The sequence below is a fragment of the Caballeronia sp. INML3B genome, assembly GCF_023631305.1.
GTDB classification, from domain to species: Bacteria; Pseudomonadota; Gammaproteobacteria; order Burkholderiales; family Burkholderiaceae; genus Caballeronia; species Caballeronia turbans.
Genome location: NZ_JALQDI010000041.1, coordinates 21,350 through 37,173, shown reverse-complemented (window position 1 = coordinate 37,173; position 15,824 = coordinate 21,350). Strand labels below are relative to the sequence as shown.

Annotated in this window: 13 protein-coding genes; 4 read left to right on the top strand and 9 right to left on the bottom strand. The window is 64.5% G+C overall.

Going from position 1 to position 15,824, the window contains the following annotated elements; translation table 11 throughout:
• The first annotated feature begins 251 nt into the window (after positions 1-251).
• Positions 252-551: an RNA chaperone Hfq gene (gene hfq, locus NCS58_RS34490; RefSeq protein ID WP_061118000.1), complete on the top strand. Its 300-nt coding sequence runs from the start codon at positions 252-254 to the stop codon at positions 549-551.
• Between the two features lie 72 nt (positions 552-623).
• Here hfq and NCS58_RS19580 read toward each other — a convergent pair whose 3' ends face one another.
• From NCS58_RS19580 to NCS58_RS19555, 6 genes are all read right to left on the bottom strand, one after another.
• A complete protein-coding gene (locus NCS58_RS19580; protein ID WP_061118001.1) occupies positions 624-1,064 on the bottom strand; it encodes a MarR family winged helix-turn-helix transcriptional regulator in 441 nt (146 codons plus the stop codon).
• A 20-nt stretch (positions 1,065-1,084) separates the two neighbouring features.
• Positions 1,085-2,980: an FAD-binding monooxygenase gene (locus tag NCS58_RS19575; protein WP_061118135.1), complete on the bottom strand. Its 1,896-nt coding sequence runs from the start codon at positions 2,978-2,980 to the stop codon at positions 1,085-1,087.
• A gap of 151 nt (positions 2,981-3,131) precedes the next feature.
• Positions 3,132-4,079: a HEAT repeat domain-containing protein gene (locus NCS58_RS19570; protein ID WP_061118002.1), complete on the bottom strand. Its 948-nt coding sequence runs from the start codon at positions 4,077-4,079 to the stop codon at positions 3,132-3,134.
• Positions 4,080-4,121: 42 nt separating this feature from the next.
• Positions 4,122-4,367 carry a ferredoxin family protein gene (locus tag NCS58_RS19565; protein WP_061118003.1) on the bottom strand — a complete coding sequence of 82 codons (246 nt, stop codon included), beginning with the start codon at positions 4,365-4,367 and terminating at the stop codon, positions 4,122-4,124.
• A gap of 10 nt (positions 4,368-4,377) precedes the next feature.
• Positions 4,378-6,114, bottom strand: a complete 1,737-nt coding sequence (locus NCS58_RS19560) for a fumarate reductase/succinate dehydrogenase flavoprotein subunit (protein ID WP_250477466.1) — start codon at positions 6,112-6,114, stop codon at positions 4,378-4,380.
• A 68-nt stretch (positions 6,115-6,182) separates the two neighbouring features.
• Complete coding sequence (locus tag NCS58_RS19555) at positions 6,183-6,989, bottom strand: GntR family transcriptional regulator (protein ID WP_061118005.1); 807 nt, start codon at positions 6,987-6,989, stop codon at positions 6,183-6,185.
• 157 nt (positions 6,990-7,146) lie between these two features.
• Here NCS58_RS19555 and NCS58_RS19550 point away from each other — a divergent pair, with 157 nt between their 5' ends.
• Positions 7,147-7,773, top strand: coding sequence for an alpha/beta hydrolase (locus tag NCS58_RS19550; protein ID WP_061118006.1), 627 nt, complete (start codon positions 7,147-7,149; stop codon positions 7,771-7,773).
• A 92-nt stretch (positions 7,774-7,865) separates the two neighbouring features.
• Positions 7,866-8,867 (top strand): sulfate ABC transporter substrate-binding protein, encoded by a 1,002-nt coding sequence (locus NCS58_RS19545; RefSeq protein WP_061118007.1) that lies wholly within the window; start codon positions 7,866-7,868, stop codon positions 8,865-8,867.
• 250 nt (positions 8,868-9,117) lie between these two features.
• Here NCS58_RS19545 and NCS58_RS19540 read toward each other — a convergent pair whose 3' ends face one another.
• Genes NCS58_RS19540 through NCS58_RS19530 form a run of 3 tightly spaced genes read right to left on the bottom strand, consistent with a single transcriptional unit; the run spans position 9,118 to position 14,821 of the window.
• Positions 9,118-10,584 carry an efflux transporter outer membrane subunit gene (locus tag NCS58_RS19540; protein WP_061118008.1) on the bottom strand — a complete coding sequence of 489 codons (1,467 nt, stop codon included), beginning with the start codon at positions 10,582-10,584 and terminating at the stop codon, positions 9,118-9,120.
• Entirely contained in the window at positions 10,581-13,703 is a 3,123-nt protein-coding gene (locus tag NCS58_RS19535; protein WP_250477465.1) for an efflux RND transporter permease subunit, read from the bottom strand. The genes NCS58_RS19540 and NCS58_RS19535 overlap by 4 nt, the downstream gene beginning before the upstream one ends.
• A complete protein-coding gene (locus NCS58_RS19530) occupies positions 13,700-14,821 on the bottom strand; it encodes an efflux RND transporter periplasmic adaptor subunit (RefSeq protein ID WP_061118010.1) in 1,122 nt (373 codons plus the stop codon). Before NCS58_RS19530 ends, NCS58_RS19535 begins: the two co-directional genes overlap by 4 nt.
• A 260-nt stretch (positions 14,822-15,081) precedes the next feature.
• Between NCS58_RS19530 and NCS58_RS19525 the strand changes: the two genes are divergently transcribed.
• Positions 15,082-15,705: a TetR/AcrR family transcriptional regulator gene (locus NCS58_RS19525; RefSeq protein WP_061118011.1), complete on the top strand. Its 624-nt coding sequence runs from the start codon at positions 15,082-15,084 to the stop codon at positions 15,703-15,705.
• The last annotated feature ends 119 nt before the right edge of the window (positions 15,706-15,824 follow it).

Below are 15,824 nucleotides of genomic sequence, written 5' to 3'. Positions count from 1 at the left end.
GCGGGATTTTCGGCGCGGTGTCGGCCGCGTCGGCCTGCACGCGGAAAATCGGGCCGAACGGGCCGCCTACGCATGTCACGCCATGCGCCGCTTTGCCTTTTCGTGACGACGGAGATTTTCTTTTTCGGTGACGGGCGCGTCGGAAAGGCGATAATGGCTCATCGAGCAAATACAACCGGACGAGGACGCAGGCTCTGCTGACGAAGTTTCGTCGGCTAACGGTTCTTGTACGGTTCAAACATGAGTCATCAATGTCCAACAGTCTTCCCGGTATCCAAGGCGATTTTCTGAACGCACTCAGAAAAGAGCGCAAACGCGTCGCGATCTTTCTGGTCAACGGCATCAAGCTGACCGGCCATATTCAGTCGTTCGACACGTACATGGTCTACCTCAATTCGAGCAGCGGGTCGCAGGTGCTGTTCAAGCACGCGATATCGACGATCTGCGAGGATCACGGCCCGGCCGGTCGGCCGAATCTTCGCGAATCATCCGGTCCGCGTGAGAATTCAACGCGTCCCGGCGCTGGCGGAAGACCGAATCGCGTTCGGTGACGAAAGCCAACGTCCGCGCACCTCAGCACGACGGCCGGCCCTGAGGCCGGCGCCGCGACGCGCCGGCGGGCACTATTCCCGCGGCGGCAATAGCGCCGACAGCAACCGTCGCAACTCCACACATTCGCGCGCGGTCAGCCTGGCCGTGAGGATGCGCTCGACCTCCTCGACACGCGGGCGCAAGGCGGCCAGTTGTTTCTTGCCGGCTGCGGTGAGGAACAGCACATAACTGCGCTTGTCGACGGGATCGTCGGAGCGCTCGATCAGGCCGTTGCGCACCATGCGCGCGACCAGATCGGCGATCGTCGAACGGTCCACGTCGAGTTCATCGCCGAGTTGTCGCTGATTGACGCCGGGCGTCCTGTGCAGGATTTCGAGCGCCGCGTACTGGACGCTCGTGATCTCGGTGGAGACTTCGCTGAGCCACACCGCTACGTGGCGCTGCTGGGCGCGGCGCACGAGGCTGCCCGTGAATGTCGAGCGCGCTTGCGGCTCGTCTTTTTTAATCGGCAATTTCGCAGTGTCGGAGTGGGTTAGTGCATGCGGAATATCGGCCGGAAGAACGCGGCCAGTTCGTCGTAGGCATCCAGCGGAAGAACATGAGCGACGTATTGATCCGGACGGACCACCACGAGTGCGCCCCGTTCGCGATCGACGGCGCGCTCGCCGAAGATATCAGTCGCTGCGTCGTTCGTAAATGCCTTCTCGTAGTCGATGAGACCGTACCGTCCCTTGCGCGGCAGCAGAAGCGCGGGCAGGTCTTCGAGACGCACGTCACGATGAGGCTCTTGCAGCACCGCGCGCAAGTCGAGCACGCTGTCGATATCGGCGTTCTCTGGTGTGATGCGCCGCAAGACGGAATCGGGCGACGTGGCGAGATGCGCGCACAGCGCCTGAAGCGCACTGCGCTTCGCATCCGAGAACGCGTACAGGCGCCAGCGGCCGTCCGCACGGGCCGCGTGTCCGAGATGGACCGGCTTGGCATCCGCGATGCGAACGACGGGCGATGAGTGAAAGCGCGTCCCGATCACGAATCCCCCGGCGAGTGCCTGATGAGTCGCGGCGCCCGTCAGCACGCCCTGCCGGTAATGGGTCGCAAGGCCCGCCGTGTAGCGGCCCGCACGCACGAAATACGCCTGAAGCTCCGCGGGATCGACGCCGCCCGCTTCCGGCCGGTTCGGATCCTTGGGCGGCGCGGCCATCATCGCCGACCATTCTTTGTCGAAGTCGATCAACGCTTTCGCGATGGGCTGGCGCTCATCCGAATACGTGCGCAACAAGCCTGCGTCGCTTTGGCCCTGCAAAACGGCGCCGAGCTTCCAGCCGAGATTGAAGCCGTCCTGCATGGACACGTTCATGCCCTGGCCGGCTTTCGCGCTATGCGTATGGCACGCATCGCCCGCGATGAACACGCGCGGTTCGCGAGCGGTGCCGTCGGCCGTGAGCGCATCGTCGAAACGGTCGGTCAGACGCTGTCCCACTTCATAAACCGAGAACCACGCGACTTCTTTCACATCGAGCGAATACGGATGCAGAATGTGCTGCGCCGTCTCGATGATGCGATCGACGGAAATCTGCTTGATGCCGTCGCGGTTCTCCGGCGTGACCTCCCCGAGATCGACATAGAAGCGAACCAGATATCCGCCTTCACGCGGAATGATGAGCAGATTGCCTTTGCTCGCGGACTGGATCGCTGCCTTCAGCCGGATGTCGGGAAAGTCGGTGACAGCGAGCGCATCCATCACGCCCCACGCGTGATTGGCGGCATCGCCGCGCAGCGTTTGTCCGATGGCCGTGCGCACGGCGCTGCGGGCGCCGTCGCAACCGACGACATAGCGCGCACGCACGGTCACTTGCTCGCCAAGCCGCGATGCATCGGTGCGGCGCAAGGTGACCCGCACCGGGAATTCTCCAGTCTCGTCGCGTTGAATGTCGATGGCTTCGAGATCGTAGTCCGGCTCGATCCTTTCCGCGGAACGACGCATCACATCGAGCAGGTAGTCCTGCACGCGCGCCTGATTGACGATGACATGCGGAAACTCCGAGAGACCTGTTTCGGTATCCTGAACGCGTCCGGTACGGCTGATTGCGTCGCGATCATGCGCATCGGGCCGCCAGAAGACCGTCTCATTGACCCAGTAGGCCTCGCGCAACAGGCGGTCGCTGAGGCCGAATGCATTGAACATCTCGACGGTGCGGCACGCGACGCCATCCGCCTGCCCCATGCGCAACGGACCGCTGCGACGTTCGACGATGCGCGTTCGAATCGTCGGGAATTGCGACAGTTGCGCTGCCAGCACGAGCCCGGCCGGCCCGCTTCCGACGATGAGCACGTCGACGGCGTCGGGCATCCCGATCCGAGGTGCGCCCTCGGCGGCGGGCTCGATCATCGGATCGCCAGCGCGGAAACCGTTCAGATGAAATTGCATGGTGTGGACCTCCATTCCTCGGTGCGTCAGTGTGATGAGGAATATACTCCGTACACCAACTATTTGGATACGTTCTTGTAGTGGATGTTTACCCTGATATTGCGCGCGAGTCGCTCGTCCGTGAATGATCAGTCGGTTCGCGATGTGCGGCTTATCGTTCCCCGATCTGCGCGATCGCAATTCGCACCGCCTTGCGCACTTCCGGATCGCCGTCCTGAAGCGCGGCTTCGAGGACGGCCAGCGCATCGGCATTGCCGAGTTCGCCGAGCGCGAGTGCGGCCTCCTTGCGCACGTTGCTGATCGGGAAGACGAGCAACTGTGACACCGCGTGCGTGCTCGCCACATCGCGCAGACGTCCGAGCGCGCGCACGGCCTGCAGCGCGACTTGCCAGTAGTCGTCGGCGAGCGCGCGTTCGAGCGCATCGCGCGCGCCGACGAGACGCAGTTTGCCGAGCGTCGCGGCGGCTTCTTCCCGCACGCGCCATGCTTCATCCGATAGCGCGTGCGTCAACGTGGCGAGCACGCTGTCGTCCGTGGCTAAGCCGAGCGCGCCGACGGCGGCATGCCGCACATCGACCGAGGTATCGCTGCGCGCAAGCTGCGTCAATCGCTCCAGTGCATGCGCATGACGCAGCCAGCCGAGGACGCCGACAGCTTCGCGCCTTACGACCGGCGACGCATCCGACAAAGCCTTCAACGCAGGCCCGGCCGCTTCCGGCAGGCGCAATTCGCGCAGTGCACGCAGAAGCGCTGCGCGCGTGTATGCATCGGCATCGGCATGAACGAGATGCGGCAGCAGGCGGGCGCCCGCAGCCGGATCCTTCAGCGCGGCGAGGCTTTCGGCGGCGGCTTCGCGCGTGTCCGTGTCGATATCGGTGAGCGCGGCGCACAGCGCATCGACGGCTTCGTTCGTATCCCATGCGCCGAGACGTTGCGCGGCCGTGCGGCGCACGTTGGCATCCGCGTCATGACGCAAGGCATGGGCAAGCGAGGGCAGCCACGTTTCGTCTTCGAGATCGGCGGCTTCGATCACGGCGAGACGGCGCACGGCCGCGTCGTCATGCGCGAGGCGGTCGGAGAGGGTGCTGGCAAGTGTCATGAAAAAAAACCGTATGAGAAGTCGAAGCGCGCGGGCGCGTCATCATCGAAGAAGATACGGAATGTCGACATGCACGGCATTGGTCGGACAATCGCGCTCGCAGGGCATGCAGTACCAGCATTCGTCGAACTTCATGAACGCCTTGCCGGTTTCGGGGTCGATCGCGAGCAGGTCCATCGGACAGACGTCGATGCAGACCGTGCAGCCCTTGTCGGCGATGCACTTCTCTTCGTCGATCATCACGGGAAGGCTCGAGCGCAGACGCGCTTCGCGGGGCACGAGGGCCATTTTCTTTCTCCTATGCAGCGACGGGCTGCGACGCGCGAGCCACACGCAAACGCGAATACGCGCCGCGCTCGGACTCGTCGACGGGAACCACATACGGTTCCACGGGTTTCTTGAACGAGATCATGCGCCCGGCTGCATCCTTCTTCAGATGCGCATGGCAGAACCATTCGTCATCGTTGCGCTCGGGATAATCGACGCGATGGTGATAAAGACCCCAGCGGCTCTCGGTGCGAAAGAGCGATGCACGCGCGGCCATTTCGGCGCAATCGAGAATCGCGGCGACTTCGGCGGCGCGCATCAGTTCATGCGCATCGGCGGCGGCGAGACGATCGACGTCCTCGCGGATTTCGGCGAAACGCTGCAGGCCTATTTCCATGCGCCGCGTGACCTTCGGCGGCTGCAGATAGTCATTGACGAAGCGGCGCAGCTTGTATTCGACCTGCCCGGGCGGCAGGCCGTGTGCGCGCGACAGCGGCGCGAAGATGCGAACACGTTCGCGCTCGATCTGCGATGCATCGAGCGCGGGCAATGCGCGGCCCGCGACATGCGAGGCCGCGTCGACACCTGCGAACCAGCCGTAGGTGAACGCGCCGAGCATGTAGTTATGCGGCACGGCGGCCATGTCGCCCGCGGCGTAAAGCCCTTGCACGGATGTGCGCGCGTGTTCGTCGACCCATACGCCCGATGCGCTGTGTCCGCTGCAAAGGCCGATCTCGGAGATATGCATCTCGATCATGCGCGTGCGATAGTCGTTGCCGCGTCGCGCGTGAAAGCGTCCGCGGCTCGGCCGCTCGTTGGTGTGCAGGATCGTCTCGATCGTCTGAATCGTTTCCTCCGCGAGATGATCGAGCTTCAGGAACACCGGGCCGTTGCCGCTCTGGAGTTCCTGATAGAACTCCCACATCATTTGCCCGCTCCAGTAATCGCATTCGATGAAGCGCTCGCCCTTGCCGTTCGCCGTATAGCCGCCGAGCGGGCCCGTCACATACGCGCACGCCGGACCGTTGTAGTCCTTGATGAGCGGATTGATCTGGAAGCATTCGAGGTTCGAGAGTTCCGCGCCCGCGTGATAGGCCATCGCGTAGCCGTCGCCGGCATTGGTCGGATTCTCGTAGGTGCCCATCAGATAGCCCGATGCGGGCAAGCCCAGTCGCCCGGCCGCGCCGCAGCAGAGAATCACGGCTTTCGCGCGAATCACGTAGAAATCGGCGCTGCGGCAATCGAAACCCATCACGCCCGCGATCTCGCCGTTGGGGCTATTCAGCAAGCGCGTTGCGACGATGCGATTCGTGATGTCCACACGCGCGCGTTTCAACTGCCGGTAGAGCACCTTCTTGACATCGTGGCCTTCGGGCATCGGCAGCACGTAGGCGCCCATGTGATGCACCTTGCGCACCGCATAGTCGCCGGTGTGATCCTTCTCGAACTTCACACCCCAGCGGTCGAGTTCCTCGATCGTCGTGAAGCTGTGGCGTGCATAGGCGTAGATCGTGGCCTGATTGACGATGCCGTCGTTCGCCACGGTGATTTCCTTCGTGTACTGCTCGGGCGTCGCGTGGCCGGGAATGACGGCGTTGTTCAGGCCGTCCATGCCCATCGAGATCGCGCCGCTGCGCTTCACGTGCGCCTTGTCGATGAGCAGCACGCGCAGGCTCGGGTCGTGCTGCTTCGCCTTGATGGCGGCCATCGGGCCGGCCGTGCCGCCCCCAACGACGACGATGTCGTATTCGAGTTCGTGAGTCTGCATGATCTGGAATCTCTACTTGTTATGACAAGTCAGGATCAGATTCTAGGAGCACGCGAACCGCGTGGGAATCAATTGTTTTTGCTTTGCTTCTGCCTGCTTCGAATAACGCGCGGCGCGCCGGCGGCCGCTCGTTCGCGATCGATGCGCAGCCGGTACTGAAATGTATCGCCGCGAAAATAGAGGTACTCGAAGTCGATGGGTTTGCCCTCTGCATCGTGCGTGAGACGCTCGATGCGCAGGAGCGGCGCGCCTTTCTTGACATCGAGCGCATCGGCGATATCGGGTGCGGCTGCGATGGCGTCTATTGCGAGTTGCGCGTGACCGAGCGGCACGGCACAGTCGTTTTCCAGCATCAGGAAGATATCGCGTGTCGCCAGCTCCGCGCGTTTCAGGCGTTTCCCGATGGCTTCGGGCAGAAACGTCACTTCGTACGAAACCGGCGAGCGATTGAGCAGACGCACACGATGAATCTCGGCAACGCTGCTGCCTTCAGCGAGACCGAGCCGCGCCGCGACTTCCGCGGGCGCGGGCACGAAACGCAGTTGCACGACGCGGTTGATGATCTCGTGTCCGCTCTCCGACATCGCCTCGGCGAAACCCTGCAACGATGTCACGTTTTGGAACGTCTTCGGCTGCGACACGAACGAACCTTTGCCGTGCACCTTGAAGATCAGCCCTTCCTTTTGCAGGTCGCCTAGCGCCTGCCGGATCGTGATGCGGCTGACGTCGAACATCGCCATCAGCTCGCTTTCCGAAGGCATGCGGCTCATCGGTTCATAGCGGCCATCGAGAATGCCGGTGCGCAACACGTCCTTGATTTGCGTGTAGAGCGGAACGTGTGAATCGGGCGAAATGGACGGGCGACGAGTGGACATGAGAATGGAAGGGCAAGAGGCGGTCGCGGCGAGTTGCGATTATAGCGGCGCGCCCCCGACGTCATCGCCATAAACAAATGACGAAATATTGGTTAGCCGCACCCTTGCGCTGCCCGAGAATGGAGTCTGGCTAGTTCGAGGCGAGCGAGGACCGAAGATGAATGAGCGCAACGCGCGGGACGCAGGAACGTCAGGTTTTTCGTCGTTGCCGCCGGTGACGCTCGTGATCGTGCCGGGACTGCACGGCAGCGAGGACGCGCACTGGCAGAGCTGGCTCGAGCGCGAGACGCCCGGCGCGCGGCGGGTCGAGCAGCGCGACTGGAGTACGCCGAATCTCGCCATCTGGAGCGACGCCGTTCGCGACGTGCTCGCGAGCATCGACGGTCCTGTCGTCATCGCGGCGCATAGCTTCGGGTGTCTCGCGACGGCGCATGCGCTGTCCCACGCAGGCGCGTTCGATGCGCATGCCGCGAACGTGAAGGGCGTGCTGTTCGTTGCGCCCGCGAGCCCCGCGAAGTTCCGTTTCGCGGGCGCGTTCACCGCGCGCCGCCTCGATACGCTTTCGCTCGTCGTCGGCAGCGAGACCGATCCGTGGATGCCGCTCGACGACGCGCGCACGCTCGCGCAGCGCTGGAACAGCGCGTTCGTGAATCTCGGCGACGCGGGGCATATCAATACATCGGCGGGATTCGGACCGTGGCCGCTCGCGAAGCATTTCGTCGAAACGCTCGCGCGCCGTGCCGCGCCCGAATTCGAAGAAGAGGAAGCGCGCGCCTACGGCTGATACCGCAGCGCAAGGATGTGTGTAGGATGCATGGCCGCCTTCGGGCGGCCTTTGTTCGTTGGTGTGATTCGAACCCTGTCTCTGGAGAAAAAATGGCGGTCTATAACAAGCTGGTCATCACCGTTGCACTCGGCATCGCGGCGAGCATCGCGCAGGCGGACACGACGCTGCTCAACGTGTCCTACGACGTGACGCGCGAGCTGTACAAGGACATCGACGCGGCCTTCGTCGCGGACTACAAGAAGAAGACGGGCGAGACGGTATCGGTGCGGCAGTCGCATGGCGCATCGAGCGCGCAGGCGTTGTCGGTGACGCAGGGATTGCAGGCCGACGTCGTCACGATGAACCAGCCCAACGACATCGACCTGCTCGCCGAGCGCGGGCAACTCGTGCCCGCCAACTGGCGCAGCCGCCTGCCCGATGCCAGCGCGCCTTACACGACGACGATGGTCTTTCTGGTGCGCAAGGGCAATCCGAAGAACATCAAGGACTGGAGCGATCTCGCGCGGCCCGGCGTGCAGGCGGTGATCGCCAATCCGAAGACATCGGGCAACGGGCGATACGCGTATCTCGCGGCGTGGGGCTACAAGAAGCAGCAGGGCGCAACGGACGCGCAGGCGCAGGACTTCGAGAAGGCCGTCTTCAGGAACGTGCCCGTGCTCGATACGGGCGGGCGCGGCGCGACGACGACCTTCACGCAGCGCGGCATCGGCGATGTGCTCGTCACCTTCGAGAACGAAGTCGGTCTGATGAGCGCGGGGCCGGGCGCGAAGGACTTCGAGGCCGTGTATCCGTCGGTGAGTCTGCTCGCGGAGCCGCCGGTATCGATCGTCGACAAGGTGGTGGACAAGCGCGGCACGCGCAAGGAAGCCCAGGCGTATCTCGACTTCCTGTTCACGCCCGCGGGGCAGGAGATCATCGCGCAGCATCATCTGCGGCCGCGTAACGCGGACGTGCTCGCCAGGCATGCGGCCGAGTTCAGGCCGATGAAGACCTTCACCGTCGAGCAGATGTTCGGAAGCTGGCAAAAGGCGCAGCAGACGCATTTCGCCGATGGCGGGACGTTCGATCAGGTGGTGGCGGAGAAGAACTGACGCGGGTTATGCGCACGGCTTCGGTCTCGTCATGGCGGGCCTTGCGGCATTTACCGCAGCCGTGCTGATCGCCCAATGCCGGGCATCGAAACAAATCCTTGCGGATGGTCGCCGCCGCAGCCATTGGGCGAGCATGACGTGAATGATGATGTACAGACCGACCGGGACGAGCAGCGTTGCCCACGGCACCGTGACCGACGAGCGCCCTTTCGATATCGCGGTGACAAAACCCAGGCGCGATGGCCGAGCTCTACTCGCGCGTCGCGTTATCGGCACGCGCGACGCTCGCACCCGGCGCAACGGACGAGCCCATCGCCTGAAAGAGCGCGGCGGTGTCGCTCAGGCGCGCGCTGCTCGCGCGGATCGTCGAGAGGCGCGCGTCGAGATACTGCTGCTCGCTGCCGCGTGCGGCGCGCGGCGGGATTGCGCCCAGCCGCACACGCGCCGCCGCATCCGCCGATGCATCGCGCGCCGCGTTGCTCGCGCTGTCGGCGAAGGCGAGCGCTTCGCTGTCGGTTTCGAGCGACGCCAGCGTGTTCGCGACGTTTTGAAACGCCGAGAGCACGGTCTGCTTGTATTGCGCGACGGCAGCGTCATACGTGGCGATGGCCGCGCGGCGTTGCGCGAGCAGCGCGCCGCCATGAAAAATCGGCTGCGACAGCGATGCGCCCACGCTCCACAACGCGCCCGCGCCTGACAGCGCGGTCGGCCAGTCGAAGCCGCCTTTGCCCATCGACGCGGATATCGAGAGGCTCGGATACATCTGCGCGGTCGCGACGCCGACTTGCGCGGCGGCGGCCTTCACTGCGGCATCGGCGGCCTGGATGTCGGGGCGTGTCTGCAACAGCGTAGATGGCAGCACGACCGGCACATCGGACGGCACGGCGAGGCTCGCGAGATCGAGATCGCCGGGCGCCTGATCGGGCGTGCGTCCAAGCAGCACCGCGAGCGCGTGGCGCGTCGCGAGCCATTGCGCGCGCAAGCCCGGCAATTGCGATGCGAGCGACGCAGCGTTCTGCTGCGCATTGAGCATCTCGGCACGCGACGCGGAACCGAGCGCATAGCGGCGCTGCGCATCATGCGCATCGTCGTTGGCGAGCGCGACGAGGCGTTCGGTCACGTCGATCTGCGCATGCAACGCCGCCGCGCCGATCGCGCCCGTCACGATGTTGGCCGCAAGCGCGCGACGTGCGGCGTCGAGCTGAAAGGCCTGTTGATCGACCTGCGCGGCAAGCGCCGCATTCGCAAAACGCGCTGCGCCGAAGAGATCGAACGTGTATTGCGCCTGAATCTGCCCGACGAAGAGGTTGTAGAGCACGGTCGGCGGGCCGGCTTCGGGAATGCCGAAGCCGCGTTGCCGCGTCGCTTGCGCGCCCGCGTCGATCTGCGGCAACAGCGACGAACCTACTTGCGCACGCAACTGTTCGCGCGCGGCGACGAGGCTCTTGTCGGCCGCCGCGAGATTCGGGCTCGCGCGCAAACCTTCATCGACGAGCGCATTCAACGCATCCGATCGATACAGCTTCCACCATGCGGGCACGGGCGGCGCGCCCGCGACGAAGCGCTGAGACGCGCCTTCGGCCGTGACGCTCGCTTGCGCTTGCGGCTGCGCGCCGTAATGCGCGGGTTGCGGCATCGCGGGCGGCTTGCCATCGGGTCTTAACGCGCATGCGCCGAGCGCGATGCACGCCGCAGTCATCACAAGCCGGCGATTCATGTCGATGCTCCTTCGCGTTCGTCGAGCTTCACGCGAAACCACGCGGCGTAGAGCGCGGGCAGATAGAAGAGGGTGAGCACGGTCGCGCTCGTGATGCCGCCCATCAGCGCGGTCGCCATCGGGCCGAAGAAGTTGCTGCGCAGAAGCGGAATCAGCGCGAGCACGGCGGCCGCGGCCGTCAGCGTGATGGGCCGGAAACGTCGCACCGTCGCGCCGATGATCGCATCGAAACGCTTGTGTCCGGACGCGATGTCCTGCTCGATCTGATCGACGAGAATCACCGAGTTGCGCATGATGATGCCGAACATCGCGATCACGCCGAGCATCGCGACGAAGCCGAACGGCTTGCCGAATGCGAGCAGCGTCACCACGACGCCGATCAGTCCGAGCGGCGCGGTGAGCACGACCATCATCACGCGCGAGAAGCTCTGCAACTGGATCATCAGAAGCGTCAGCACGACGATCACCATCACCGGAATCTGCGCGTTGATCGAAGCCTGGCCCTTGCCGCTTTCCTCGACCGAGCCGCCCACTTCGACGCGATAACCGACCGGCAGCGCGCGGCGCATCGCGTCGAGCTTCGTGTCGATGGCGTGCGTCACGTCGATGCCCTGCGCATCGCCCTTCACGTCCGATTGCACGGTGATGGTCGGCTGGCGGTCGCGTTCCCAGATCACGCCGTATTCGAGCGTATCGACGACGCGTCCCAGCGCGCCGAGCGGCACCGGCCCGTGCGGCGTCGGCATCGCGAGCGTGGCGAGCCGCGCGGGATCGACGCGCTCGGCACGCGGCGCACGCAAATCGACGCTGATGAGCTTGTCGCGCTCGCGATACTGCGTGACCGTGGTGCCGGTCAGCGTCATGGCGAGAAAGCTCGCGACGTCCTGCGACGAGATGCCCGCATCGCGCGCCTTCTGCTGATCGATCTCGAAGCGCACCGAACGCTCCGAAGGCTCGTCCCAGTCGAACTGCACGTTGGCCGTGCGCGCATCGGCGCGCATGTCGGCGGCAACCTGTTCGGCGATGTGACGCACGGTGCCGATATCGTCGCCGCTCACGCGAAACTGCACCGGATAGCCGACGGGCGGACCGTTCTCCAGCCGCGACAAACGCGTGCGCACGGCAGGGAAGCGCTCACGCAACATCGGATTGAGCCAGCGCGCGAGCGCCTCGCGCGCCTGCACCGACTTCGCGGTGACGACGAACTGCGCGAAGTTCGGCGTCGGCAATTGCTGATCGAGCGGCAGATAGAATCGCGGCGCGCCGGTGCCGACGAAGCTCACGACATGGTCGATTTCTTCGCGTCCCTTCAACGCTTCTTCGAGCCGCTTCGCTTCGCGCAAGGTCGCTTCGAACGATGCGCCTTCCTGCAATCTGACGTCGATCAGCAGTTCGGGACGGTCCGAGCTCGGGAAAAACTGTTGAGGCACGATCGTGAAGCCGGCCATCGCGATGACGAAGAGCACGACCGTGATCGCGAGCACGATGAAACGCCGCTTCACGCACCAGCCGACCCAGCCTCGCAGGCGTCCGTAGAACTTCGTGTCGTAGATATCGTGTTCGTGGTCGTCCGGCAAATGCGCTTCCTTCTTCCGTTCGGGCAGGAGCTTGTAGCCGAGCAACGGAATCAGCACGACTGCCGCGAGCCACGAAGCGATCAGCGCGATTGCCGACACTTCGAAGATCGAACGCGTGTATTCGCCGGTGCTCGATTTCGCAAGCGCGATCGGCAGGAAGCCCGCGACGGTGACGAGCGTGCCGGTCAGCATCGGGAACGCGGTGCTCGTGTAGGCGAACGCGGCGGCGCGCGCGCGGCTCCAGCCTTGTTCGAGCTTCACGGCCATCATCTCGACGGCGATGATCGCGTCATCGACGAGAAGACCCAGCGCAAGAATCAGCGTGCCGAGGGAGACCTTGTGCAGGCCGATGTCGAACAGATACATGAAGAGCGCAGTGACGGCGAGCACGATCGGAATCGAGATCACGACCACCATGCCCGTGCGCACGCCGAGCGAAACGAGACTCACGATCAGCACGATGACGACCGCTTCGGCGACGGCTTCGAGAAAGTCGTCGACGGAATGCGAGACCGCGTGCGGCATGCTGGAGACTTCGGTGAGCTTCAGTCCCGCGGGTAGTTGCGCACGCAACTTGATCATCGCTTCGTCGAGCGACTTGCCGAGACGCACGACGTCCTCGCCCGGCTGCATCGTGATGCCGATGCCGAGCACGGGCGTGCCCGCCGAGCGCATCTGGGTGGCGGGCGGATCGATGTAGCCGCGCCTGATCGTCGCGATGTCGCCGAGTCGGAACGAGCGGCCGTTCACGTTGATGAGCGTATCGGCGAGCGCGTCCACGCTTTTGAATTGCCCGCTCGGGCGCACGAACACGCGGTCGTTGGGCGTCGTCAGCACGCCTGCGGCCGAGACGGCGTTCTGCCCGTCGACGGCCTGCGCGATCTGCTGCGGCGAGATGTTCAGGCGCGTGAGCGTCGTGTTGGGAAGCTCGACGTAGATGCGCTCTTCCTGATCGCCGAAGTAATCGATCTTCGCGACGCCCGGCACGCGCAATAGAACCGTGCGCAAGGCATCGGCGTAATCGTGCAGTTGCGCGGGCGAGAAGCCGTCGCCTTCGAGCGCGTAGATGGTGGTGTAGACGTCGCCGAATTCGTCGTTGAAGAACGGGCCTTGCACGCCGGGCGGCAAGGTCGCGGCGATATCGCCCACTTTCTTGCGGATCTGATACCACTCTTCGGGCACGTCCTTCGCGGGCGCGGAATCCTTCATCTGAAAGAAGATGAGCGATTCGCCGGGGCGCGAATAGCTGCGCATGAAATCGGTGTACGGCGTTTCCTGCAGCTTGCGCGCGATGCGGTCCGTCACTTCTTCCTGCACCTGACGCGCGGTCGCGCCCGGCCAGAACGTGCGGATCACCATCACGCGGAAGGTGAAGGGCGGATCTTCCGACTGCGCGAGCCGCGTGTAGGCGAGGATGCCGAAGATTGTCGCCATCGCGATGAGAAACACGACGAGCGCGCGATGTCGCAGCGCCCACGCCGAGAGATTGAAGCGGCCTTCCTCGTGTCGATGCGCGTTGTCGTCTTCGCGAGTGTCGCTCATGACGCGAAGTCCTCGGGATGCAGCGGCGCGACGACGCGCACTTTTTCTCCCGCGGACACCGTATGCACGCCTTGCCACACGATGCGCTCGCCCGCTTCGATGCCGCCCGCGAGCGTCACCGTGCGCTCGCCGTAGCGCGCGACTTCGACGCGCCTCAGTTCGAGCGCATCGCCCGGCTGTTTGACGATCCATACGGCGGGATGGCCGTTGTCGTGGAACAGCGCCGTCGATGGAATGGTGAATGCGCCCTTCGCGCCATTGGACCCGGCGAACGCGATATCCGCGGTCATGCCAAGGCGCACGTCGGGTGTCGGTGCTTCGAGCGTGAGCTTCGCGCGCCAGGTGCGGCTTTGCGTGTCGGCGGCGGGCGAGAGCTCGCGCACGCGCGCCCTGAAGGTTTGCCCGGGCAATGCCGCGAGCCGCACGCTGGCCTCCTTGCCTATGGCGAACGCGCCGAGCGCGGCTTCGGGCACGTCGCAGATCACGTCGATATCGCCGCTCCAGGCAAGCGTGTAGATGGCCTGGCCCGCCGTGACGTTCTGGCCGGTGTCGGCCTGCTCGGCGGTGATGACGCCCGCGTGATCGGCGGCGAGTGTCGCGTAGCGGAGTTGATCGGCGGACAGTCCCGCCTGCTGCTGCGCCTGATTGCGCTGCGCGAGCGCGGAGGCATAGGCGTTCTGCGTCTGTTCGAGCTGCGCGGGCGCGATGAGATGCTCCGCGGCCTGTGCGCGATCGCGATCGAGTTGCTGCTTCGCATAAACGAGCTGATGTTCGGCGGCGTCGAGCTGCGCGCGGGCGCTCGCGTTGTTCTTCTCGACGTCGGCGGGATCGAGCCGGGCGACGACTTGCCCTGCCTTCACGCTGTCGCCGAGGCGCACGCGCCGCTCGAGAATCTTGCCGTTGATGCGAAAGGAAAGCGGCGTCGAATAGCGCGACTGGATCTGTCCGGGCAAGCTGGATGCATTCGCGTGACCGTCCGCTTGCGCCGCGACGGCGACGACCGGGCGCGGCGCGGGTGCGGGCGCTTCATGCCGCTTGCAGGCGAAGAGCATTACACAGACGATAGGAACGAATGCCGCGCGCGCCACGGCCGACGCGGGTGAGTGCAAGAGCTTCACAGGAACCTCGGCGCCCGCAAGGGCATGGTGCCGCGAGCTCGAAACGGCTGCGCGCGGCTCATGGGCGAAGCAAGGGAAAGGGTGATCCGGCGATAATTCAGAGAACCGAGCGGAAGCGGGGCGGTTCAAGACATCGACTTGTAAGCCCCGCCCGGCAAGGGTTTCGAAGACCCGGACGCGAATACGAAGTGAATTCTAATACAGCCATGTATTCGAATGCAAAGACGGATTTGTAAGGCGCGCGATGCTACACTTCGCGCATGAAACCTGTACGTCTCACTCGCGAGCAGAGCCGTGACCAGACGCGCCAGCGTCTGCTCGACGCTGCGCAGACGGTTTTCACGCAGAAAGGATTCGGTGCATCGAGCGTCGAGGATGTGGCTGCCGACGCGGGCTATACGCGCGGCGCGTTCTATTCGAACTTTTCGAGCAAGGCCGAGTTGTTGCTCGAAGTGCTCAAGCGCGATCACGACACCATCATGCAGCGCCTCTCCACGATCTTCGAGGATGGCGAGGCCTCACGCGCCGACATGGAAGCGCGCGTGCTGCAGTACTACAGCGAGTGCTATCAGAACAACGCGTGTTTCCTGCTGTGGGTCGAAGCGAAGCTGCACGCGAGCCGCGACGCCAAATTCCGCGCGAGCTTCAATGCGCTGATGCGCGAGCTGCGGCAGACCACGACCGATTACATCAGGGCATTCTCCGAGCGCGTGGGCACGCCGCTCACGATGCCGCCGGAACAGATGGCGCTCGGCCTCATCGCGCTGTGCGACGGCGTGCAGTTCTTCTATTCCTCCGACCCGCAATCGGTGCCGGCGCAATTCGCCGAGGACGTGCTTGCGCAGTTCTTCCGGCGCGTCGTGTTGAGCGCCGCAGCCGACTAAGACGGCTCGACTTGCTGGCGAGATCGCGATGAACGCGCTTTTTGCCAGCATGCATCGCCCGTGGCACGGATGAGCTCGATACGCTAATCTTTGCGCGAGAGCCGCAGAGGCCGCGCTTG

Coding starts and splice junctions, on each gene's coding strand:
- NCS58_RS19565 (WP_061118003.1), bottom strand. CDS start 4,367: ATGGCCCTCGTGCCCCGCGAAGCGCGTCTGCGCTCGAGCCTTCCCGTG.
- NCS58_RS19540 (WP_061118008.1), bottom strand. CDS start 10,584: ATGAATCGCCGGCTTGTGATGACTGCGGCGTGCATCGCGCTCGGCGCA.
- NCS58_RS19545 (WP_061118007.1), top strand. CDS start 7,866: ATGGCGGTCTATAACAAGCTGGTCATCACCGTTGCACTCGGCATCGCG.
- NCS58_RS19555 (WP_061118005.1), bottom strand. CDS start 6,989: ATGTCCACTCGTCGCCCGTCCATTTCGCCCGATTCACACGTTCCGCTC.
- NCS58_RS19570 (WP_061118002.1), bottom strand. CDS start 4,079: ATGACACTTGCCAGCACCCTCTCCGACCGCCTCGCGCATGACGACGCG.
- NCS58_RS19535 (WP_250477465.1), bottom strand. CDS start 13,703: ATGAGCGACACTCGCGAAGACGACAACGCGCATCGACACGAGGAAGGC.
- NCS58_RS19550 (WP_061118006.1), top strand. CDS start 7,147: ATGAATGAGCGCAACGCGCGGGACGCAGGAACGTCAGGTTTTTCGTCG.
- NCS58_RS19575 (WP_061118135.1), bottom strand. CDS start 2,980: ATGCAATTTCATCTGAACGGTTTCCGCGCTGGCGATCCGATGATCGAG.
- hfq (WP_061118000.1), top strand. CDS start 252: ATGTCCAACAGTCTTCCCGGTATCCAAGGCGATTTTCTGAACGCACTC.
- NCS58_RS19560 (WP_250477466.1), bottom strand. CDS start 6,114: ATGCAGACTCACGAACTCGAATACGACATCGTCGTCGTTGGGGGCGGC.
- NCS58_RS19525 (WP_061118011.1), top strand. CDS start 15,082: ATGAAACCTGTACGTCTCACTCGCGAGCAGAGCCGTGACCAGACGCGC.